The following is a 22960-nucleotide window of genomic DNA, read 5'->3' as shown; positions in this document are numbered from 1 at the left end:
TCCGAGCATGTGGAAGATCCCCCTCTGCGACCTTCATTTTGGCCCTGAAGAGACCCAGGCCGCGGCCGATGTCGTGGCCTCCGGCTGGCTCACGATGGGCGAGCGCACGCAGGCCTTCGAGCGCGCGCTCGGCGAGGCGTTCGGCACGACGGGCGTGCTCGCCATGACGAACTGCACGGCGGCGCTGCACCTCGCTTACCTCGCCGTGGGCGTGGGCCCCGGCGACGAGGTGATCTGCCCGAGCCTCACGTTCGTGGCGACGGCGAACGCCGCGCTCACCACGGGCGCGGACGTCGTGCTCGCCGACATCGTCGGGCCGGACGATCTCACGATCGATCCCGCGGACGTCGAGCGGAAGATCACGAAGCGGACGAAGGCGATCGCGGTCGTGCATTACGCCGGCTACCCGTGCGACATGGACGCGATCCTCGCGATCGCCGAGCGGCACGGCGTCGCGGTGATCGAGGACGCGGCGCACGCACCGCTCGCGACCTGGAAGGGTCGCGCGCTCGGGACGATCGGCGACGTCGGTTGCTACAGCTTCTTCTCGAACAAGAACCTCTCGACCGGCGAGGGCGGCGCCGTCGCCGCGCGCACGGACGAGCTCAGGCAGCGTTGCAAGCTCCTGCGATCGCACGGGATGACCACACTCACGCTCGATCGCCACAAGGGGCACGCGTTCTCGTACGACGTCGTCCTCGCGGGGCAGAACTACCGCATCGACGAGATCCGCAGCGCGATCGGCCTCGTGCAGCTCGGCCGCCTCGCCGAGGGCAACCGCATGCGCCGCGCGGTCGTGATGCGGTACCACGAGCGCCTCGCCACGATCGGCCGCGTGAGCATCCCGTTCCGCGATTTCGAGTCGCGCGGGGTGGGAGAGGGCGCCTACCACATCATGCCCGTGCTCCTGCCCGAGGGCGCGCCGCGCGAGGCTGTGATGGCGGCCATGAAGGCGCGCGGGATCCAGACGAGCGTGCATTACCCGCCGATCCACGCCTTCTCCTTCCACGGCGCCACCGAGCGTGTCCGCTGCGAGGGCCTCGCGCGCACGGACGCGCTCGCCCCGCGCGAACTCACGCTCCCGCTCTACCCGCGCATGACCGACGCGCAGGTCGACGAGGTGTGCGCGGCGCTCGACGCGTCGCTGCAGGAAGTTTTTCCGGGCTGAACTGAAACGCTTCGGCGTCAGAACAAGCCGAACGACCACGCGAGCGTCTCGATCGTACGCGTTCGAAACGACGGATCACGCGTCGTCGCATACCTCGCGTTCCTCCAGGCGAGCATCCCGCCTTCCATCGAGGCCACGAACGTCATCCCGCGCGCTTCGAGCAGTCTCGCCGCCGTCGCCGAGCGATCCCCGGACCGCGAGAGCAGCACGACGAGCGCGTTTCGAACGGGACACGGCCATCACCACGATCGTCGTGAGCGCGCCGAGGTTCTCGATGAGGCCGAAGGGCAGGAGGTAGCAATAGGCCCACGCTCCGGTGCGTGAAGACCCGATATCCCGCGGGGATCGGGATGCTCAGCCAGGGGAGCGTGTTGCTGATGACCAAGCGGATCGTTCGTTGGGATCCGAAGGATCCGCGGTTTTCCAGCGTCTTGCAATTGACGCAGCGGCCACGCGCCTTTTCGTTTCGCTCGTGGAGAAACTTCGGCTTTCAGGAGGCTACCCTTCGAGGCGGGTCGAGGATATAAGGGCCCCCTTCGCGAGGGACGATGCCGATGAAGGAAAAGAAATACCGCTGCCTCGTGTGCTCCTACGTCTACGATCCGGAGATCGGCGATCCGGACTCCGGCGTCGCGCCGGGTACGGCGTTCAAGGACATCCGGGACGACTGGTATTGCCCTGAATGCGGAGCTTCGAAGGCCGATTTCGAGCCGATCGACGATTGAGCCGCGATAGCGTCGTCGGCCCGCTCGTGCGCTCGGGGCGTGCGGGCCCACGACGTCGCACACGGCAAGATCCCGGCGAGGCGGCCGCGAGGCGGACCTTGACGGGACTTTTCCACGTCGGCTAGGATCGGTCCGTTACTTACTATCTAAAGGTTATAGAGGATACACCACCGACGCCCTTCGTCGGTGCTGCCGACGAAGGCTGGTCGAGTCTGGCAGTTCGTCGAGCGGGCGAGCAGCCCAGAGAAGTGGGTTGCTACGGAAAGGAACGGCGCATTCGAATGGACGTATGGATCCGGCCTCGCTGCGCGCGTTCCGCGCGGAGCCTGTCTCCGCGAGGGTGTTCGTCCGGGAAGACGCGGAGGAAGTCGGGGTTTGTCCCCGTACCGAAGCCTGCTGATCGTGGTACCCTCGTGACCCATTGCCGGAAAGGGAGGTTTGCGTGAAAAAGTCCAGCTGGGCTTCGAGCTTCTCGCTCGCTATCTCGGCGCTCCTCGCCGCCACGGCGTATGCCGCGTGCACCGATTCATACTCGGACCCGGAGGCGTCGGGCCCGGGCTCGGGGCCCGGAGGACCCGGGGGAGGCGGTGACGGCGGCTCCGGCGGCGTCATCATCGACACCGACAGCGGCGTAGGCTGCGATGACACGTGCTCGAACGATCTCACGGCGGTCGTCGATTGTTATGGCCAGGTCAAGGTGCAATGCACCTCGGACCAGGGCTGCGCGAATGCGAAGTGCATCGACAACCCCTGCCAGGCCGCCGAGGAGTCGAAGAGCTCGTACGGCTGCGATTACTGGGCGCTGAAGACGGCGCTCCGCCCGCAGGCGGACGGCGCCTGTTTCGCCGCATTCGTGGCGAATACCTGGTCGAAGCCGGTGCACCTCGAGGTCTCGCGCAAGGGCTCGACGCTCGATCCGTCGACGTTCGCGTACATCCCGAGCATCGGCGCGAACGGCGCGATCCAGTACGACCCGTACAACGCGGCGACGGGGATCGACGTGGGGCAGGTGGCGATCCTGTTCCTGTCGCGCAAGTCGCAGGGCGCGAGCGTCGTCGACTGCCCGAAGCCCGCGGCGCTGAACCTCGAGACCGGCGTGATCGACACGGGCAAGGGCGACGCCTTCCACATCACCACGGACTACCCCGTCGTGGCCTACCAGATCTCGCCGTACGGCGGCGGTCAGGCGTACGTCACCTCGGCCACGCTGCTGCTCCCGACGAGTGCTTGGGACACCAACTATCTCGCCATCAACGCGTACAAGGCGAGCGAGATCTTCTCCGACGCCTGGCCCTCGATGGCGATCCTCGCGCACCAGGACAACACGAAGGTCACGCTCCTGCCGAACGTGGCGGTCGTCGGCGGCGGCGGCGTCCCCGCATCCGAGGTGAACAAGCCCGTCGACTACATCTTGAACGCGGGCCAGTTCCTGCAGATCACGCAGCCCGAGGAGCTCACGGGCAGCCCCATCGCCTCGGACAAACCGATCGGCGTGTTCGGCGCGTCGAAATGCATGAACGTGCCGTCGATGCAAGACGACTGCGACTCGGGCCAGCAGCAGCTCGCGCCGGTGCGCGCGCTCGGCAACGAATACGTGGCCGTGCGGTACAAGAGCCGGTCGAGCGGGTCGGAGGAGTCGTCGCGGTGGCGGCTCGTCGGCGCGGTCGACGGGACGGCCCTCACCTGGACGCCCACGAAGCCCGCGGGCGCGCCCACGACGATCAACCAGGGCCAGGTCCTCGAGTTCGACGATCCGGGGCCGTTCGTCGTGCGCAGCCAAGACGTGCAGCACCCGTTCTACCTGGGTGCCTACATGACGGGCGGCGCGCCGTTCGCGGCCGTCGGCGATCCGGACTGGGTGAACGTGGTGCCGCCGCAGCAGTTCCTGCGTCGCTACGTGCTCTTCACGGACCCGACGTACCCGGAGACGAGCCTCGTCGTGGTGCGTGTCAAGTCGAAGGTGACCGGCGAGTTTGCCCCCGTCACGCTGAAGTGCAAGGGCGAGCTCGACGGGTGGCAGGCCATCGGCGACTACGAGTACACCCGCGTGGACCTCGTGAAGGGTGATTTCCAGGGCGTGGACGGCTGCACGAACGGGCCGCAGGAGATGTCGAGCACGCAGCCCTTCGGCGCCACCGTGTGGGGCTGGGGCACGACGCAGCAGACGCTCCGCGTTTCGTACGCCTATCCCGCGGGCGCCGGATTCCTGCCCATCAACGAGATCGTCGTTCCGCCGACGCCGAAGTGACCGTCCATGACGCCCGGGTGACCTTGCGTGAAGGGAGGGCGCGCAACGGTCACCCGGTCTGGCCGGGACAATGATACAGAGGACATCGCGTGATGGTTCGACGACATACGGGACCCGCATGGGCAGTGCGGGCGAAGAAGACCCTGCTGCCCGGCGCCACCCTCCTTGCGACCTTGCTCGTGCCGCTCGCGGCGCACGCGCAAGACAAGACGTTTTACCTCGACCGGCTGCAGATCGGCGGCGCGCCTGCCGACGGCCTCGGGATCTGGCGCCCTGAGATTGGCCAGACGCGCCTCTACGGCCAGTTCGGGCTCGGCTTCTCGCTGAACCCGCTGCGCGTCGACAACCACGTCGACAACCTCGACAAGGCCGAGACGCTCAAAGGCCCGCCCGTTGCCAATCAGCTCACGGCGTACATCACGGCCGGTGCCGAGATCCTCGAGCGCGGCGCGGTGCAGGTGACGCTGCCGCTCGCGCTCTACCAGAGCGGCAACCCCACGGGCAACTCGGCCGTCGCGCTCAACCAGAACGTCAACATGCAAGCCTTCGCGCCGATGGATATGCGGCTCGACGGTCGCTTCATCGTGTTCCGCACGGAGGACAAGTCCTTCAAGCTCGGCCTGCGCGCGTCGGCGTTCTTGCCGACCGGCGACGAGTTCTCCTTCGGCGGTGACAAGGAAGCGTGGGGCAGCGTCGGTCTCGCCACGGAGTACGACGCGAAGAAGTTTTTCATCACGGTGAACGCGGGCTTCTCCATCCGGCCCACCGCGAAGCTGCACGAGCTCACGGTCGGTCGCGAGCTCACGTACGGCGTCGGCGGCTACGTGCCGCTCATGCAGGATCGTCTTCGCATCGGGGCCGAGATCTTCGGCTCCGTGGGCATGCTCCCCGAGACGCTCGGCGAGCTCGACGCCTCGCCGCTCGAGTGGTCGCTCTCGGGTCGCATGGCGCTCGACGCGAAGAAAATTTCATGGGCGGGCCTCTCGATCGGCTCGCGCCTCACAGGCGGCTACGCGCCCGACATGCGCATCGTCGCCGTCGTCGGCGGCGCCTTCCAGCTCAAGGACACCGAGGTCGGCGCGGGCTCGGCGCGTTACCAGTTCCGCGACGACGTCGACACGGACAAGGACGGCTTCCCGGACCTCGTCGACATGTGCCCCGTCGACAAGGAAGACAAGGCGCCGCCGAACCCCGACGACGGCTGTCCGACGATGTCCGATCTCGATAAGGACGGCATCCCCGACAACGTCGACAAGTGCCCGGCCGTCCCCGAGGACAAGGACAACATCGACGATCGCGACGGCTGCCCCGAGGACGACGCCGATCAGGACACGGTGCCCGACGTCGAGGACAAGTGCCCGAAGGAGCCGGGCATGCGCGGCGACGATCCCGAGAAGGAAGGGTGCCCGCAGTTCATTCGCCGCATCAGCGGATCGAGCGAGATTCAGATCACGAAGCAGGTCGAGTTCGAGTTCGACAGCAACGTGATCCTGCCGAAGAGCTACCCGATCCTCGACGAGGTCGTGCGCCTGCTCAGGGCGAACCCTGAGATCAAGCTCGTCAGCGTCGAAGGCCACACCGACGACGTCGGCAAGCCCGAGTACAACGACAAGCTCTCGGCGAACCGCGCCGCGGCCGTGCGCGACTACCTGATCAACAAGGGTGGCATCGCAGCGAACCGGCTCCAATCGAAGGGCTTTGGCGCGCGCAAGCCGGTCGCGAGCAACGCGTCGGCCGAGGGGCAGGCGCGTAACCGTCGCGTCGAGTTCCACATCGTCACGCAGGCGATCGAGGGGCGGTGAGCCTCGCCCGAGGCGAGCGCGGAAGGCCCTTCGGGCGCGCGCTCGTCCTCGGGATCGTCCTCGCGGCCGCGGGGCAGGGGAGCCCGGAGAACCTGCCCGCGGCGCAGGCCGACGATCGGATCGTGCTCGGCGTCGATCGCGACGACGACGACGTCGATGGTCGGCCCGACGCGGAGCAGGACGTCGTCGCGCCGTCCACGGACCTGTTCGAGCTCGTGTTGCCGAAGGGCAAGGATCGAACGATCGAGGTCCGCGGCGACGTGGCGCGCCTGCTCGTGGATGGGCGGCCGTTCTCGGGGAGCGTGATTCCCGCGGGCGCGAAGCGTATCGCCCTGCAGGCCGTGCGGCCGGGGCGCGGTGAGGTGAAGGCGTTCGGACGAACGCGTACGATCTCGGCGATCGACGTGCGGCCGGTCGATGGGCAGGGCCGGTTCGTGGATCCGGCGCGCTCGCACGCTTCGCTCGAGCGCACACCGCCCGAGCGGCTGCCGGCGGATCCGTATGCGAAGAGCACGAACCCCGACGCGGTGCGCTTCGTCGTCGTGGCCACGGCGGACGATCTGCCGCCGGTCGTGCGCGTGACGGGCCGCGCGCCGTCGGGCGCGATCGTCGATCGACTCGAGCCCTTGATGCTCGGGCCGGTTCCGTGTCCCGACGGCGTGGGCGCGTCGCTCACGTGCGCCTCGACCGCGCCCATCCGCGTGGTGCCGGACGAGATCGATCGAAACCACCCGACGGTGCGTGATCGATCGGTGCGCGCGGAGCTCGGCGGCGCGGTGGAGGTCGCGCTGCTCGGCGAGCCGCGCAAGCTCGGAGGCCTGCGCGTTGCAGGTCCGCGCGTATCGCCGCTTGGTTCGCTCGTGCGCTACCGCGGCGTGCTGCGCGTGTTCCTCGTGCGTCCGCGATCGGGCGGGCCGCCGCCCGTGGGCGGAGACGACGCGGGCGCGATGGCGCTCGCGCGCGCGGACGTGGCGCAAGCGAGTACGCTGTGGGGCGCGTGTGGCGTGAGCTTCGGGCCGCCCGCCGAGACGGAGATCACGATCGTGGATCCACCGCGCCCGCACCTCGTGGCGCTCGGTTGTGATCATGGCTTGCCCGCGGCGGGCGGCGGCAAGGTGCGCGTGCGCGTGGACGGGCGCGAGATCGCGGTGACGCTCGAGAAGGGCACGACGCCCGCGGGCGCGGCGCGCGTGCTCGCGACGGCGATCGCATCGGCGGGCTTCGTGGCCCGCGTCTCGGACAACGCGACGATCGCCGCGGGCGCGCGCGGGAGCTCCGACGTGCTCGTGCGGCGCAAGAGCGGCGAGCCTGCGCTCGTCGAGCCGCCCGCGTCGGGGCCGGTCAGCACGGACACGCTGCTCACGGCGTGCATCGGGCGCGTCGAGCTCGAAGACGGGCTGCAGCACTTCAACGACATCGACGCGATCGCGGGCACGGTCGAGGAGCGCGCGCTCATCAAGGCGCTCGACGATGGGGATCCGTCGACGATCGAGGTGATCGTGGTTCCGAACTTCGCGGGCAGTGGCCGTATCGGCGAGAGCTTCATCGGCGCCGACGGTGGCGCGGTGCGTAACGTGCTCATCACGGATCGCGCCGCGCTCCGGGCCGACCGCGCGAGCTTCGCCCTCGCGCACGAGCTCGGGCACGTGCTGCTCGACGATCCCGGTCATCCCGACGACTTCGGCCGCGACACGCCCACGCGGCTCATGGATGCCGATGCCGCGAACGGGACGGCGTTCGGGCCGCGGCGCCTGCTCGTCGACGAGTGCGCCCGCGCGCTCCGGCAAAGCGGCCCGATGGCGGCCGTTCCGCTGCTGCGCCCGTGGCCGCTCTCGCCGCTCGGCAAAGAACGCTGAGGGAAGCGAGCGAAAGGCCGCGAGAGATTCGGCGGGTCAACGAGCTTCGACCCGTGCTAGACGATGTCCCTCGCAATGTCGGTCAGCCAGTCGAGGGCCCTCGCCGGGGGGATCGCGCTTTACCTCGCCGCGTTCGTGGTGCTCTCGATCGCGCTCGTGCGGCTGTACTCCGCCTTGCTCGGGCCTCACTTCGAGCTCGTGTGGTTCATGCTGCTGCCGCTCGGGCTTGGCCTCGGGGCGCTCCTCGGATCGGTCGTGCGGGGCATCGGGAAGCCTCCTCGCAGCGCTGCGCCGGTTGCGCATTTCGCCGCGCTTTCCGCGGGCGCGATGGCCGTCTCGGTCGTGGTCGGGGTGCGCGCTCGCTCGGTCGACACCTTCGATCGTGCGGCGCTCGGCCAGCTCGCGATCTTCCTCGGCACCTCGCTCCTGCCGTTCCTGCTCGCGGGCGTGACGCTCACGGGCGCGCTCGGCGTGGCGCGGCGGCGCGTGGCCGACGTCGGCAAGAGCGGGCTCCTCGGCGCGGCGTGTGGCGTCGTCGTGGCGGCGTTCGTTCTGCGGTTCGGGCCTGCGCGGGTGGGGCTCGGCGCGGCGATCGCCGCGAGCCTCGCGGCCGCGCTGTTCGCGGTCGCGGCGCGGCGTGAGTTCGTCGAGACCGAGGGCGAGGGGTCGTCCGGTGAAGCGGAGTCGCCGCGGGTGCACCTCGGCGTCGTCACCACGTTCGTGCTCGGCTGCTCGGTGCTCCTCGCGGGCGAGATCGGCGCGCCGTACCTCAAGCTCGCGACCATCCGGTGGATCCAGATCGAGCGCGTCGCCTTCCAGCGCTGGACGAACCGCGGCCTGCTCACCGTGGACAAACCCTCCGCGGGCGCTGCGTGGCTGCGCGCCGACGGCACGATGGGCACGCCGATCTACGAGGGGAAGCAGACGCCGCCGGCCTCGCCGGACGAGCTCGGCTACGTCCTCCACAAGGACAAGGGGCCCGTGCTCGTCGTGGGATCGGCCGGCGGGCGCGGGCTCCGGTCCGCGCTTCGGCAGAACCAGAAAGAGATCTACGCGGTCGAGCCGGACCCGACCCTCGTGCACGAGATCATGCGCGGCGAGTCGCGCGCGTGGAGCGGGGAGCTCTACGACAAACCCGAGATCCGGGTCACGGTCGACGGACCCCGCGCCTTCGCGAGGCGCCCGCCCGTGCCTTATCGCAGCATCGTCGTCGGGTACGTCGACGCCTTCTCGCCTTCGCCGGTCGGCGCCGTCGCGGCCACGCCGATCCCGCTCTTCACGACGCAGGCCGTGCGAGATCTGCTGCTCGCGGTCGTGCCCGAGGGCACCGTGACGCTCTCGCGCCCCGAGGTGGAGGCGGATCGGCTCGTCGCGCTCGCGACGCGCGCGCTGCGCGACACGGGCGCACAGACGCCTGCGAAGCACCTCTTCGGCTGCACGAAGGACAAGATCACCTCGCTGCTCGTGAAGCGCACGCCGCTCCACGCCGAGGAGCTCACGAACCTTCGGTCGCACTGCCGGCGGCACAAGTACACCGAGCTGCTCATGGCGGACGCGCCGAAAGGGAACATCCGTCGCTTGCTCGTCGAGGGGGCCGATCCGGCCGCGCTCTCGGCGCAGCAGGGCACGGATCTCCGGCCGCCGACGGACGATCGTCCCTTCTGGTTCTCCACGGTCGCGCCGGGCAACCTGAAGAAGACGCTGCTCGACGTGCGTGGGCTGAAGGAGAACCAGCGAGGGCTCTTGACGATCGCCGCCGGCCTCGTGGTGACGGCGATCGTCGCGTTCATCGCGCTGCTCGGGCCGCTCGTGGCGGCGCGGCGGACGCTCGACGGCGCTTCGCGTGGATCGATCCTGCGCGCGGCGCTCGCGCTCGGTTTTTCTGCGGCGGGTCTCTCGCTCATCGGCGGGGCGCTGATTCCGCGGCTCGGCGTGGTCGTGGGCCGTGCGGATCTCGTGGCGCTCGTGCTGCCGCTCGTCTTCTTGCTCGCGCTCGGCGTGGGCTTCGGGCTCGGGCATCGGCCCGGGGATGTGGGCGCGCGGGGCGCGGCGCAGCGCTGGTCGCTCGCGCTCGTGTTCGTCCTCGCGCCCCTCGCGATGGGCCTCGATCCGGCGCTCGGTCTGGCCCTTGGGCTCACGCTGCCGGCGCGGATCGGCGTCGCCGCCGCGATCCTCGGCGTGATCGGCCTCAGCCTCGGCGCGCTCCTCGCGCTCGGCGTGCGCATCGCGTCCTCGATCGCCGATCGCGCGTTGCCCCTCGCGATGGCCGTCGCTGGATCGTTCGCCGCGTTCGCGCTCTTCGGCGGCGCCCTGCTCGCGCTCCGCCTCGGCTACAGCGCCGCCGTGCTCTGCGGTGGTGCCTCCGTGCTGCTCGCTGCTGCGTTCGTCCCTGCGGCGCGGCGGCCGACCCGGCTCGCGGCGCCGCGCCCCGAGCCTCTGCCCGGCGATCGCGTCACGCCGATCAGCGAACGCCCGACCGTGCCCGAGATCGATCTGCCCCAGGGCGCCTCGGCCCATTCCAGCTAGAACATCGAGCGGTTTGACGACCGCTCGATGTTCTAGCTTTTCGTCTCCCCAAAAACCGACATCCCCACAGGGGATTGCTCTCCGGACGTGGGGCTTTTTGACGTGCGCGGGGTAGGATCGGGCAGGAGAGCAGACAGCGGCTCGGGGGGGACGCTGCTGCTCTCGCGAGCGAGGGGCGCACCGATCGCGTCTCTCGCTCGTTTTGCGTTTGTCGGGACACCCGGTTCCAGGGACCCCCGGACGGCCGGTCTTGTCGAAATCACCCGTCCGGGTTGCACCTCTTGCGGCACGATCTTGGCGCTTCGAGGCGGGGCGACCGGGAGGCGTGCTTGCCGCGTCGCGACAAATAACGCCCCGGATGGCCGAACCGAATTCCTCCGCTATCCTGGACTCATCCTCATGTCCAGCGCGATACCCAAAGGCGGGCGAGACACCCTCAAGCAGTCGCTCGTCGAGCTTCTCCCGGTCGCCGACGCCCTCGACGCATCGGATCTGCGGGATGCGGCCGAAGCGTGCATCGTGCTCCTCGACGCTCCGATGCGCGTCGATCAGAAGAGCCTCGCACCTTTGCTCAAGCTCACGCACGAGCGCGCGGCCGAGGTCTTTCGCCGTGGCGCCCGGGATGCTGACGGCCCGCTGCGCGCCCGCCTCGAGGCCTGCCGCGCCCGCGCCGAGGCCCAGGCCAAGCAAATGCAGCAGTTCCTCCCCACTTTATTTTCGTGATTTCGGGTGGTGGGCTTTTCGTCGAGGAAGCCGGGCCTCCTCGGTCCCGCCATGCGCCTTTTTCTGGCATTCTTTTTTATTGTCGCCGCATGTGACGCGCCGTTACGTCCCGACGCCGTCCTGCCTGCGCCGCTCACGAATTCGACGTCGGTTCCGGATTCGCCTCCGCCTCCGAATCTGCACGCGGCTCTGCCTTCACCGGCGCCGCCGCGTCCGCATCCGGCCTGCCCCGAGACCATCGGAGTCTCCGAGGTTTGGGCGCGCCCGGACGGATTGGCGCGTGTCGTTCCTGCCAAACCCGGCGCGGTCGGGCACATGGAGCAGGACTTCGCCGGTCGATCCGTCCGGCTGCGGTTCGTCGGGACGCACCTGTTCGATCTTCTCGACAAACTCCTCTACGAGGGAGGGCCGACCGAGCTCGATCGCCGCCGCGTCGCCTGCATCGCGCTCGACACCGTCGCCCGGAGCGGCGCGCCCGTCGTTCGCCTGTGGGGTTCGCTGAAGCAAACGGGCTCGCCGACCGAGATCAAGCACGCGGCCGACATGCTCGCGCTCCTGCTCGACGAAAACGCGCGCCGCGAGCGACCTTTGCGTTTCATCGTCACGCTACAGAACCACCAGGCCGGCTACGGCGCCCCGGACAGCACGCGCTCGCTCGACGACCAGGATCCGAAGAGCCCCTTCTTCGCCCGACGTTTTTATCTGGAAGGCGGCTGGAAAGAAAAAGGCGCAGGCACCCTCGCCGACCGCATCGAGGCCTTTGCCGAGAGGCCCGCGATCGCGCAAGATCCCGCGATCCTGGCCTTCGAGCTCGTCAACGAGCTCGACACGTTCCGGAACGTCGCGCGCGGCACCTGGGACGGCCCGGAGGCCTCGGTTTGGGTGAACGATTTCGTGCGCCCCGCGCTCCGCCTGCTCGGCGAGCGTTTTCCGCACCCGATCCTGCTCGGCGACCTGCGCGGGCACGAGGCGGGCTACGTGTCCTTTCAGCGCGCGTGGATCGAGGCGCTGCCCGCTTCTCTTCGCGCGCGGCTCGTCTGGACGGCGCACGTGTACACGACCGTCGCGCCTTCGAACGAGGACCCCGCGTTCGCCCGCGCGACGTGGAAGCTCGACCATGACCTCACGATCGCCCGGAGCCTCGGTTTGCCCTTTCTGCTCGGCGAGCTCGGCCAGCACGTGCCGAAGAGCGCCCTGCAGTTCTGCCGCGGCGGCGCGAAACACGACCTCGGCCAGCTCTTCGACGTGGTGCTCGGCCCGGCCAGGCCACGCGCCGAGCGCCGACCGATCGAGGCCGCGATCCTCTGGGGCGAGGGGCTCTGCAATCTCGACGTGGAGGGCGGCCGGACGATCTCGATCGGCGCGGGCGGCGACTCGGCCGACATCGGCCCGGACGAACCCTGGGCGCGCGAGCGGATCCGCGAAATCCGGCAGGATCCTCGATTTCGTGTGGAATGACCAACCGGCTTAGCGGCAACAATACTTGACGGCGCCCTCGAGCAGCACCGCGCCGCTCGGCGTGCCGCCCGCGGATGTACAGGCGCCCGTGTAGACGCTGGCTTCGAGGGCGAGGATCGAGAAGGTGGCGGAATCGGCGAGCGTGGAGACGTCGACGCAGGTGTCGCCCGTGATGTCGATCGGGGGATCCGCGTCTGCGCCCGAGCCGGACGGCTGGCAGTTGTTCGTATCGAAAATACGATAGGCGCCGCCCTCGCATCCGGCGCCCTCCAATTGGCACGTGCAAGCGTCGCACGTTCGCGCGTCCTGCCCGCCAGCATAGGCCGTCAGCGTCTCGGCTTCCCATCCGCTCGGGCATACGCCGCCGCCGCTGCTCCGCACGCAGAGCCGCGCTCCCTCCTCGAGCGGCGGCGCGCAGGTGGAGCCCTCGGCGCAGCCAGTCCCCGCGCCGAGCTCGCAGGCCGAGACGATCTGCTGGAAGAGCTGCGGCTCCGTGAGCTCGCCGCCGCTCGCCGTGCACGCGCCCTCCGATTGCACGGCGCCCGGGCCGATGATGCGGCAGCTCGCGGACGGGAACGGGAACGGGCCGAAGGGCGCTTCGCATTGCCCGACGTTTTGAAGCGTTGTGTTGACGACCTCTCCCGAGCAGTTTTTGGAGGGCCAGCACCGGAATTTCGGCGGGGCGCAAGCGCCGCCCTGGACGTCGCTGCACGCGCAGGGTGTGCAGGCCGCCGGCGCGGGGGACATGTAATGGGCGGAGCCCGAAAAGCCCGCGGGGCACGCGGGCCCGGACGTGCCGTCCCAGGCCGAGTGGCGGACCCAGAACGGGCCTTCCCAGCCGGGAGGAGCGTTCGGGACGCAGAGGCTCACGCCACAATCGGGATCGGCGCAATCGGTGAGGCCGTCGCCGTCGTCGTCGACGCCGTCGCCGCAGATCTCGTCTCCGGACGCGAGGACGAGCTCCGGCTCGATGCTGCCAACGATCTGGCATCCGCCCAGAAGCGCGAAGAGCCCCACGAAAGTTCCGATCTGCCGTTTGTAAGCCATGCCGTGCCTCGCTCGGTGACCACCATACCCGATTCCGCGACGAGGACGTTGCCAGAGCGAGGACGCTGGGCCTAGAATCGATCCGGGGTGCCTTTATTCGAAAGGCACCTTCCGCGGGTGGTGGGTCGATTTCACGAAGCTCGCCGCTATGCGGGTAACGACTCCTTGGATGGTTGCTTGGGAGCACGATCGCATGAAGAAGCTGACAAACGAGCTCACTCGTCCTCGTAGACCTCGGCAGATTCGGGTGGCGGCCGCGGCGCTTCCCGCAGCGGCGCGCCTCGCGCTCCGCCGTCGCACCTTCATGATGGGGCTCCTTGGCGGCGTCGCCGCGACGTTCGCGGCGGGGTGTGGCTCCGATCCCATCCAACCGGATCCGGGGACGCCCACCGCGCCGAGCGGCGTATCCATCCCGGAAATCAGGGAGGGCGAGGACGTCATCGCGTACGTCACCCGCGTCAAGGGCAAGTACGACCACGAGTTCTACAAGGCCGTGATCGGCGCCGCCAACGAATACAAGGAAGGCGACGAGGCGCTCGGCATCGCGGCCGTCGACGACCTGTCGCGGCAGAACGCGCGCAAACTGCTCTCGAACACGAAGATCGGCGATCTCGCGGATCGTCCGATGCTCGAGGACGCGGTCTATTCCCTCATCATCCAGACGACCGACGCGCCCGCGCTCGAGGGCGCGCGCGCCTGGAAGATGTCGGAGCTCAAATCGTTCTTGCTCGAAAAGACCGAGGACGAGATCAAGGCCGTCATGGTGGGCCTGCCGAGCGACATCATCGGCATGATCGTGAAGCTCATGAGCAACGACGAGCTCATCAAGCTCGGCCAGACGGTGTTCAACCCGCTGCCGGGCTCGAAGATCGGCGCCAAGGGCTACATGGGCGCGCGTATCCAGCCGAACTCGCCCACGGACGACACGAACGACATCCTCTGGCAGGTCATGAACGGCTTCGCCTTCGCGGTCGGCGATGTCGTGCTCGGCAACAACCCCGTGTCGAGCGAGGTCGCGAGCGTGCACGCCATCGAGGAGGTGCTGAAGGACTTGCTCGTCACGTTCAAGCTCGAAGACACGATGCCGCATTGCTGTCTCGCGCACATCGACGTGCAGGCGGCGGTGGAGAAGCAGTTCCCGGGCTCGACGGCGCTCTGGTTCCAGAGCCTCGGCAGCACGACGGACGCGAACGCGACGTTCGACGTGACCGTGGAGAAGATGCTGAACCACGCGGCGACGCGCTCGGGCAAATACGGCCTCTACTTCGAGACGGGCCAGGGCGCGGACGCGACGAACGGCCACGGCGCGGGCTTCGACATGGTCGTGCACGAGGCGCGCAAGTACGGCTTTGCGCGCGCGCTCAAGAAGCGGGTGGCCGAGGCGCAAAAAGCCGCGGGCAACCCCGAGGAGCCGTGGGTGCACCTGAACGACGTGGCCGGCTTCATCGGCCCCGAGGTCTTCCGCACGAAGGAGCAGCTCGTGCGCTGCTGCCTGGAGGACATCGCGATGGGCAAGCTCCACGGGCTGCCGATCGGTCTCGATATCTGCTCGACGCTGCACATGTCGGTCGATCTCGACGATCTCGACTGGTGCATCGACCAGATCATGCCGGCGAACCCCGCGTACCTCATGGGTTTGCCCACGAAGAACGATCCGATGCTGTCGTACCTGACGACCGCGTTCCAAGACCACGTCCGGATCCGCGAGAAGTTCGGCTACAAGGTCGACGACAAGATGTGGGCGTTTTTCCAGGAGCTCGGCGTGATCGACGCCATGGGCAAGCCCACGCAGTACTTCGGCAACGTGAAGTACGTCTATGCGAAGTATCTGCAAGCGAAGGGGGATCCGCGCACGGTCGAGGAGATCATGAATGCGCAGGAGACGGCCTCTGCGCTCGACGCCGTCAAGAAGCGGGGCGTGTTCATCGCCGAGGGCTACGGGACGAACCCGTGGGATTTGAACCCCGAGCTCGACCAGTACATCCGCGCCCTCGTGGCCGACGGCAAGAAGAGCATCCTCGCCGAGCTCGATCCGGCGTTCGTCGCGACGATCCCGAGCATGGTGAAGGTCTGGACGGGCGCGAAGGATCGTGACGATTACATCCTGCACCCGCCGACGGGCGAGCAGCTCAAGGAAGACGCGGTCCGCGTGGTCGAGAAGCTGCGCGACGAACACGCGGGCAAGTACGACGTGCAGATCATGATTTCGGAGGGCCTGAACGCCTTCTCGATCTCGGATGCGGGCCACGTCGACAAGTTCCTGCCGGCGCTGCGTGCGGAGCTCGAAAAGGCCGGTTACAAGGTCGCGCCCGAGCACATCGTGTGCACGGCGGGACGCGTGCGCGCGGGCTATCACGTCGGCGAGATCCTGTTCGGGAAGATCGCGGACAAGCAGGGCAGACGGGCCATCGTGCACGTCATCGGCGAGCGGCCGGGCAGCGAGCACCGCGCGTTCTCGGTGTACATGACAATTCCGACGGTCACGTACTGGGCAGAGCCGGGCAAGGTCGACCACGACATCACGAGCGTCCTCGCCGGCCTCGCCGACACGACGTATGCCTTGAATGCGGACAAGAAGAATGATCCGGTCGAGTCCGCAAAGCAGGTGGTGACGCAGCTCAACGACCTCAAGGGGAAGGCGTTGCCCTGACGTCGTGCGAGGGGCTCGCCCGTGAAGGCGAGCCCCTTTCCGCGATCATTGCGGCAGCGCGATCGCCCGGAGCTCGGTGCCCGCCGCGTACGAATAACTCACATACGAATCGAACCCGCCCACGGTCACGATGACCGGCACGCCGGCGACGACCCGGTGGACGCCGTCATTTTGTTTGCCCGGCAGGGTGACGACGAAGTTCGCGAGCCCTTGGATGAGGGGAAAGCTGAGCTGGCAGTTGTAGACGAGGAGCTCGGGCGGATTGCCGCCGCGCTCCTCGGTCGTGAGGCCGTCGGCCGCGGTGACCTCGCAGGCGTCGGGGCCGAGGAGGAGCTCGTCGAGCAGGACGCCCTGGCCCGCCGGCACGACGATCGAGATGTAATCGAATACGTATTTGTCGGGCGTGAGGAAGACGTAGTCGGGCCGGGCCTGCTCGAGCGGGGGGACGATGAGCAGGCTGGGATCGCCGCCGGGCAGGCCGCGCCGCACGCCCGCGGCGTCCTGGCTGCCCATGATCTGCGCGACGATGATGGGCTCCGTGCTCTCGGCCGTGAAATTGCGGTAGGCCGTGACCTCGGCAGAATCACCGAGCCATTTCAGGTCGATGACGTCGTAGGGCGGCGGCAGGCTCGTCGTGATCTTCGCGCCGGCCTTCGAGGCGGCGACGAAACGCACGTAATCGGGCTCGGGGACCTCCTCGATGAGCCCGCCGGCCTGCTTGACCATACGCGTGCGGCTCGGCGTGTGCGGAATGGCGAACGTTTTCCCGGCGGTGCGGATCGGATCGAGCTGATCTTCGAGGTGATCGGCGCAGCAGCGTCGATACGCGAGGGTCGGGAAATGGGGCGCGTCCGAGGCCTCGCCGCCCGTGAAGACCGCAATGGGCCGGTTCGACTCGATGGTGCTGCCCGTGAAGTCGGCGTTGAAATCGCCCGTCTCGAGGTTGAGCACGTCGAACGCGTCGAGCCGCACCTCGACCGTGCCGTTCGCAGGCGTCTCCGGCACGGGGCCGCCGCCCACGACCATCGCCCTCGTCTTCACGCGCACGGTGGTGTCCGGCTGCGTGCCCACGACGGTGAGGAACGAGCGGAGGTGGGTGGGGTCGTTCGGGTTGAAGTTCGTGTCGGGATCGTCGGTCGCGGCGATCGTCTGCGGCCAGCCGACGACGACGTACGACGTGATGACGCTGTCCTCGACGCCGAACGAGAGCGCCTCGGTCGGCTTCAAGAGCGACGCGTCGTTCGAGAAGACATTTACATTTTCCAGCGGGTTGAACTGGTACGCGACGACGGGGAAATCCGAGCGGATGCGGAAGGCGTGCCTCGTCAGCGCCGTGTGCGTGCCCGTGTCGTATTCGCCCTCGGGGCTGCCGTCGACCTCGCGCGGACCGAGCTTGAAGACCTGGAGGTTCAGGGGCGCGATGACCGCGGTCGCGATGTCGTAAGGCGCCGCGGGAGAGCCTGGCAGGCCATCGTCTTGCGCGATGCGCACGGAGACGGCGATGTCCGGATGCGGGTTCGAAACGACGACCGCGAACTGCTGCGCGGCCGCGTTGCTGGTCGCGTCGATCATCGCGTTGTCGAGGTCGACGGCCCAGTACTCGCAGCCGACGTTGCTCTTCTCGACGGTCGCGCGGCCGCAGAGGTCCACGCAGCTCCCGACGCGGCACGCGATGCCCTTCGACGGATCACACGTGTCGACGAGCGTCGCGGCGGTGCCGTCTTCGTTGCAGCGATAGGCCTCCTGTCCCTTGCAGCTCCCACCATTCGGGAGGCACGCCGTGCAGCGGAGCAAGGTCGGCGCGCAGACGAGGCCCTCGGCGGCGCAGTCCTCGACGATGGTCCACGCGAGGCCCGCGCCGGTGTCCGTGCAGCGCTCGAGCGCGGTCGTGCAGCGTTCGAGGCCGAGCTCGCACGCGGGCGGCGGCGGGGGCTTGGGCTCGACCTCTTCCCAGCGGGTGGATTTGTCGAAGCAACTCGCGAGCAGAGCCATCGTGCCGAGGGCGAGGGCGCCCGTGCCGAGCTTCTTCGAGCGCCTGGATCGCTCGTTCATGCGCGTGTCCTCGCTCGGATCACAGGAAGACGTTGAAGTAATCGAGGGCGTAGGCGCTCATGCCGCTCGGCCGGATGTCGCGATAGCGGAGCGCGCCGTAGGAGAACTTGTCGACACGCGCGCCGTAGACGCCGATGGTGATGGGTCCGCCCGGCAGGCCGCCTTCGGGGAAAGGGAAGCCCGAGAGATCGGGGATCTCGACGGTATGCGAGCCCTTGGGCACGACCACGGTCCAGCGGATGAGGCCGCCGCCGCTCGCGATGTCGTAGACCGAGAGGTCGATCGCCGAGCCGCCCGCGCCGAACGTGGTGGCGAGGTGTCGGCCATCCCAGGCCGCGCCGCTCGCCGGCGTGTTCAGCGTCGGAACGCCGACGAACCCATCCACGACGAGGTTTTGTGCGGTGCTCGTGGAGAGCAGCCGGCCGACGACGGACATCGGCGCAGAGGCCTGCGGGCCCGTGACCGCGCGGGCCGTGGAAACGTACGTCGCGCCAAACAGCGAGCCGTCGAGCGCAGGCAGGCCGACGAACGGGATGGGCCCGGCGAGCGGGAGGAGCGGGGCTTTCACGCCGGAAGGAAGGATCGCGTAGCCATCGTTGCCGAGCATCACGGAGACCGTGGCGCGCACGCGATCCGGCCCCTTCGGCCCCGGCGCGGGCGGCGCGACGTCCATCGTGAGGGCTTGATCGAGCGTCCGATCCATCACGATGTAGACCTGGTCGGTGTACGCACCCGGCTGCACGCTCACGCCTTGCACCATGCCCATCGCGTACGCCGTGAACTTCGGCGGCACGCTGTTCGTGGTCTCGACGCCGGCGAGCGCGTAAAGCGCGCGATTGCCGGCGCTGCTGCCGAGCTGGAACGCGTAGCCGATCTCGCCGGGCGCATCGGGGAGGATCGCGGTCGAGGGGTGCGGGAGCTGGAAGGTCGCGGTCGGATCCAGGTTCGCGTGGAAGACGTACGCGGCCTGGCGCTCGCCCGGGGCAGGCGCGGGCACGTTGATCCAAGGGGATTTCTTGAACTCGACGCTGCCCGTCCAGACGAGCTCGCCACGGACGCCGCCGCCCGCGCCGGGTTTGCCTCCGACGGGCGGAGGATCGCCGTCGGCCACGCAAGCAGGGCTCAGGACGGGATCGAGATAGATCGTGACCGTGTCGACGGGGACGTCGACGAACGTGATGGGGCTATGGCACTTCGCCGCGATGGTGACGGTGCGCGGCCCGGCGAGCGAGGGATCGTCGAAGAGCGTCACGCCCGTCGAATCGACCTGCTTCACGAGCGCGGACGGGAGATCGCTGCCCACGATCACGTGCGCGCCGGGGATCGGGTCGCCCGTGAAGTTGTCGTAGACGAGCACCTTGAGCTTGCCCGCGATCGGATCGCCGGAGAGGCCGCCCTTGAAGCCGTTCGTGCTGTCCTCGTAGGTGTACGCGTCGAGCACGACGATCGGCTGGCCGTCGCCCGCGTCGACCGAAACAGGCTTCGCGCCGGGCGTGCCTTTGGGAACCGTGCACGTGATCGACGTCGGTCCGTTGACGGTCTGCGTGGTGCAGGGTTTGCCCCCGATCTTGGCGATCGCGCCGGGCCCCCAGCTCGTGCCGTCACCGACGATCTCGATGACCGTGCCGCCGGAGACGGGCCCGCTCGACGGGGCCGCGTAAAGCGCGTCGTACGCGTATCCGCCGGGGAGCGAGCGGCGCGTCGATTCGTCGTCGCCCTTCTGCACGGTGAGCGTGACCGGGCCGGCGGAGCCCTTCGGCGCGACGATCTGCAGGCGGGTCGGATCGATCGGCACCATCGTGGACGCGTCGGCCTCGACCTCGCCGAACCAGACGCGCGTGGCCGCCGCGAAGCCGTTGCCACGCAGGAGCACGCGCTGGCCGCCGGTGAAGGGGCCGTGCGTGGGATCGGCGCCGATCACGGCGTAGGGATCCGCGTTCGGGATCTCGGGCGCGGCGTCGATGGGCGGCACGCCTCCGTCGAAATTGATGAGCGGATCGTCTCCGTCGCCGTCGGTCTGGCGACGGATGCCCTCGGGCGCGCCGGCGATACACGCGGAGGCGGTCAGCGCGAAGAGCAGGAAGCCCCGGAGGAAGAGCTTTTTCGGGCTGGCTTGGAGGTCGCGCACCCCACGAGTGTACGCGATGCAGGCAGGTACGGGCGAGGCTCGGCCGTGTTCAGGGATCCTTGCCGCCGATGAGGCCGAGGCTCGCTTGCTTCTCGGCGAGCGCCTTCACGTCGGGCTCGATGTCCTCGAAGGGCTCGTTGAAGTGGATGGCGACGGCGTACGGCCAGATGTCCGAGACCTCGACGCTGCGCCGCTCGTCCCGCACGACGCGTCCTTTCACGTCGCGGGAATGGTTCGGGTCTCCCGTGAGGTACAGCGACAGCGTCACCTCGTCGCCGATCTTCACGCGCGCACGGGTGAGCACGAGGGCGCCCGAGACGCTGAGATCACGAATCACCGCGGTGCGCTTGTGCCCGTTGCCCGTGTCGATGTGGGCGGGAAAGACGGCCGTGTGCCGGAACGCGGTGCGGCGGTCCGATGCGGGGCCCGATAGGGGGCTTTCGGAAAGCGGTGCTTCTTCTTCACGATCTTGGTTGCTCATGGGCGTACCTCGGCGCGCGCTCGGGGAATCTTCCCGCGGGAGCGCCGCTCGTGACAAGGCCGAACGCCCAAGGCGGTTTTCAGCGTTGCCTAGCTTCGCGCGACCTCTTCGCGATCGCCCCTACCAGCGAGCCGCGCGACCGTGTCGAGCAACGTGCCGAGGTCGAAGGGCTTCTTCAGGAACGCCGCGCACCCGAGCTCCTGCGAGAGCCTCCGCCCTTCGGCCGCGCTCATCATCACGACCGGGATCCCTCCGAGCGATGCGTCTTCGCGCATCAGCCGCAGCATCTCGGCCCCGTCGACGACGGGCATCATCCGATCGAGCAGCACGAGGTCGGGCCGCGATTCGGCGATGCGGGCGAGCCCTTCGCGCCCGTTCGACGCCGTGATCACGCGGTAGCCCTCCGCGGTCAGGAGGTCGCTCAGGACGTCAACGATGTCGAGTTCGTCGTCCACGACGAGGATCGTCTTCACGCGCTCCCCCGGAGGCGCCTTCGCGCGCTCGGTCGCTCCACCTCGATCCCCTGACTCGAAATCCGGAGCCGACGCAAGGAGGGATCGTGCTTGCCGCCCGCGACCTTGCGCGACGCGACGTACCTGCGCAGCCGCCGCCCTTTTTCTTCCTCCTCGAGGACGATCACATTGTCGACGAAGGCGGCCTGCGGCAACGCGCTCACGTTCGGCGCGCGATCCCACGTGGAGATCGTCTCCGCGAGGACCGTGGTCGCACCACGCCTCGCGAGCTCGGCCCAGAGCGCCGCATGAAAGCGATCGAGTCGCTCGACGTCCGTTACCATATTGCGGAAGCCGCGGAGTTCGTCGATGAACACGCGCTTCTGCCCCTCCTCGCTGACCGCCTCGAGCAGGCGCCACGCAACTGCGTCCGCCGTACCCTCGGTAGGGGGATACCATAGCATCGTCAGCTCGGAGCGATCGAGCGCGCCCTGGGCGTCGAGCCCAATGCCACTTGCGGCCTGGACGATCCGCGCCGGCGCCTCGCCGAAGCCGAGGTAGACCCCGCGCTCGCCGCGGCGGATGCCCTCGAGGAGGAAGCTCATCCCGAGCAGCGTCTTGCCCGTCCCGGGCGGCCCCGCGAGCACGGTGGACGAACCGGCGAGGATGCCGCCGCCGAGCATTGCATCGAGCCCCGGCACGCCGAAGCCGAGGCGCCCTTGCGGGGGCACCATGGAGGGCGGCTGGAAGGGCCAGGCTTCGAGCCGCGGGTAGACGTGCATGCCCTTCTCGTCGATGTCGATCGCGTGCGCGCCGAGCGCGTAGTTCGTGGCCCGCATCTTCTCGACCACGATCTCGCGCACCGAGCGCGGGCCGGCGCGGCGTTTGTCCAGCGTGATGAGCCCGTCCACCGTCGCCTGCTCGGGCCGCGGCAAGTCCGAGGCGCGCTGCGTGGCGAGCAGGAGCATCGTGCAGCCGGTCAAGCTCGCCGAGGTCGAGAGCGTCAGGAGAAACCGCTTGAATACGCTCGTCGTGGGAGCGAACTCCTCGGCCGTGCCGAGCCCGTCGAGCACGAGGAACATCGCGCCGTGCTCCCGGATCGTACGGCCGAGCAGCTCGAGCAGGCCGTCGAGCCCGCTCTGTTCGAGCACGCCGTAGCCGCTCATGTAGACGATCCGGTGGGGCACGAACGTCGGGTCGAAGAACTCGAACGCCGCGAGATGCGCGAGCATGCGGGCGTGCGCCTCCGCGAGCAGCGTGACGTACACGGCCGTCTGGCCCGTCGCGGCGCGGCGGAAGGTGATCTGGTTGGCCAGGATGGTCTTGCCGCTCCCGGGCGGACCTACGACGAGGTGGACGCTGCCGGCCAGGAAGCCTCCGCCGAGGACGGTGTCGAGACCTGTGATTCCCGTCGGAATCCGGTCGAGGCTGGGTCGCTCGGCGTCATCCTGTTTCATGGCGTTCCCCTGGGATGCCGGTGGTCCGTCCGTCGTCGCGTTTTCCTCCGTACGGATAGCGCGTGAGGAGGTTCACCGCGAGGAACCGAACGAAAGGCCCGTTCCTTCCGTTGACAAGCCCCATTTCGCGGGGCAGGATGCGCGCCCCGTTTGCCCGAGCTTTGGCTGGGGTTTGGGGTGAAGGACG

16 protein-coding genes are annotated in these 22960 nt (G+C 68.7%); 9 read left to right on the top strand and 7 right to left on the bottom strand.

Features of this window, described 5'->3' with window-relative positions; translation table 11 throughout:
* The first annotated feature begins 7 nt into the window (after positions 1–7).
* Positions 8–1168 (top strand): DegT/DnrJ/EryC1/StrS family aminotransferase, encoded by a 1161-nt coding sequence (locus KEG57_RS34695; protein WP_272421659.1) that lies wholly within the window; start codon positions 8–10, stop codon positions 1166–1168.
* Between the two features lie 17 nt (positions 1169–1185).
* Here the strand turns inward: KEG57_RS34695 and KEG57_RS34690 are convergent, their stop codons facing one another.
* On the bottom strand, positions 1186–1377 hold the full coding sequence (locus tag KEG57_RS34690) for a rhodanese-like domain-containing protein (RefSeq protein WP_272459222.1): 192 nt from the start codon (positions 1375–1377) through the stop codon (positions 1186–1188).
* A gap of 345 nt (positions 1378–1722) precedes the next feature.
* Here KEG57_RS34690 and rd point away from each other — a divergent pair, with 345 nt between their 5' ends.
* From rd to KEG57_RS34655, 7 genes are all read left to right on the top strand, one after another.
* Complete coding sequence (gene rd / locus KEG57_RS34685) at positions 1723–1893, top strand: rubredoxin (protein ID WP_272421661.1); 171 nt, start codon at positions 1723–1725, stop codon at positions 1891–1893.
* Between the two features lie 442 nt (positions 1894–2335).
* Complete coding sequence (locus KEG57_RS34680) at positions 2336–4141, top strand: IgGFc-binding protein (RefSeq protein ID WP_272421662.1); 1806 nt, start codon at positions 2336–2338, stop codon at positions 4139–4141.
* 92 nt (positions 4142–4233) lie between these two features.
* On the top strand, positions 4234–5943 hold the full coding sequence (locus KEG57_RS34675) for an OmpA family protein (protein ID WP_272421663.1): 1710 nt from the start codon (positions 4234–4236) through the stop codon (positions 5941–5943).
* On the top strand, positions 5940–7799 hold the full coding sequence (locus KEG57_RS34670; protein WP_272459221.1) for a hypothetical protein: 1860 nt from the start codon (positions 5940–5942) through the stop codon (positions 7797–7799). The genes KEG57_RS34675 and KEG57_RS34670 overlap by 4 nt, the downstream gene beginning before the upstream one ends.
* Before the next feature lie 63 nt (positions 7800–7862).
* Positions 7863–10325: a hypothetical protein gene (locus KEG57_RS34665; protein ID WP_272421666.1), complete on the top strand. Its 2463-nt coding sequence runs from the start codon at positions 7863–7865 to the stop codon at positions 10323–10325.
* Positions 10326–10724: 399 nt separating this feature from the next.
* The gene (locus KEG57_RS34660) at positions 10725–11048 is read left to right on the top strand and encodes a hypothetical protein (RefSeq protein ID WP_272421667.1); all 324 of its coding nucleotides are present in this window, start codon (positions 10725–10727) and stop codon (positions 11046–11048) included.
* 51 nt (positions 11049–11099) lie between these two features.
* Positions 11100–12506, top strand: a complete 1407-nt coding sequence (locus tag KEG57_RS34655; RefSeq protein WP_272459220.1) for a glycoside hydrolase 5 family protein — start codon at positions 11100–11102, stop codon at positions 12504–12506.
* A 9-nt stretch (positions 12507–12515) separates the two neighbouring features.
* Here the strand turns inward: KEG57_RS34655 and KEG57_RS34650 are convergent, their stop codons facing one another.
* Complete coding sequence (locus tag KEG57_RS34650; protein ID WP_272421670.1) at positions 12516–13553, bottom strand: hypothetical protein; 1038 nt, start codon at positions 13551–13553, stop codon at positions 12516–12518.
* A 193-nt stretch (positions 13554–13746) separates the two neighbouring features.
* Here KEG57_RS34650 and eutB point away from each other — a divergent pair, with 193 nt between their 5' ends.
* Positions 13747–16203: an ethanolamine ammonia-lyase subunit EutB gene (gene eutB / locus KEG57_RS34645; protein ID WP_272421671.1), complete on the top strand. Its 2457-nt coding sequence runs from the start codon at positions 13747–13749 to the stop codon at positions 16201–16203.
* A 45-nt stretch (positions 16204–16248) separates the two neighbouring features.
* Here eutB and KEG57_RS34640 read toward each other — a convergent pair whose 3' ends face one another.
* From KEG57_RS34640 to KEG57_RS34620, 5 genes are all read right to left on the bottom strand, one after another.
* Positions 16249–18255 (bottom strand): IgGFc-binding protein, encoded by a 2007-nt coding sequence (locus KEG57_RS34640; RefSeq protein ID WP_272421673.1) that lies wholly within the window; start codon positions 18253–18255, stop codon positions 16249–16251.
* 19 nt (positions 18256–18274) lie between these two features.
* Positions 18275–20383 (bottom strand): IPT/TIG domain-containing protein, encoded by a 2109-nt coding sequence (locus tag KEG57_RS34635; protein WP_272421674.1) that lies wholly within the window; start codon positions 20381–20383, stop codon positions 18275–18277.
* Positions 20384–20432: 49 nt separating this feature from the next.
* Positions 20433–20864: a PilZ domain-containing protein gene (locus KEG57_RS34630; RefSeq protein ID WP_272421675.1), complete on the bottom strand. Its 432-nt coding sequence runs from the start codon at positions 20862–20864 to the stop codon at positions 20433–20435.
* Between the two features lie 89 nt (positions 20865–20953).
* Positions 20954–21337: a response regulator gene (locus KEG57_RS34625; RefSeq protein ID WP_272421676.1), complete on the bottom strand. Its 384-nt coding sequence runs from the start codon at positions 21335–21337 to the stop codon at positions 20954–20956.
* The gene (locus tag KEG57_RS34620; RefSeq protein WP_272421677.1) at positions 21334–22773 is read right to left on the bottom strand and encodes a DUF7125 family protein; all 1440 of its coding nucleotides are present in this window, start codon (positions 22771–22773) and stop codon (positions 21334–21336) included. The genes KEG57_RS34625 and KEG57_RS34620 overlap by 4 nt, the downstream gene beginning before the upstream one ends.
* Positions 22774–22960 lie beyond the last annotated feature (187 nt).

Source organism: Polyangium jinanense, assembly GCF_028435365.1.
Note: the sequence above shows the minus strand (reverse complement) of the source record. Positions and strands in the feature narration are given on the sequence as shown.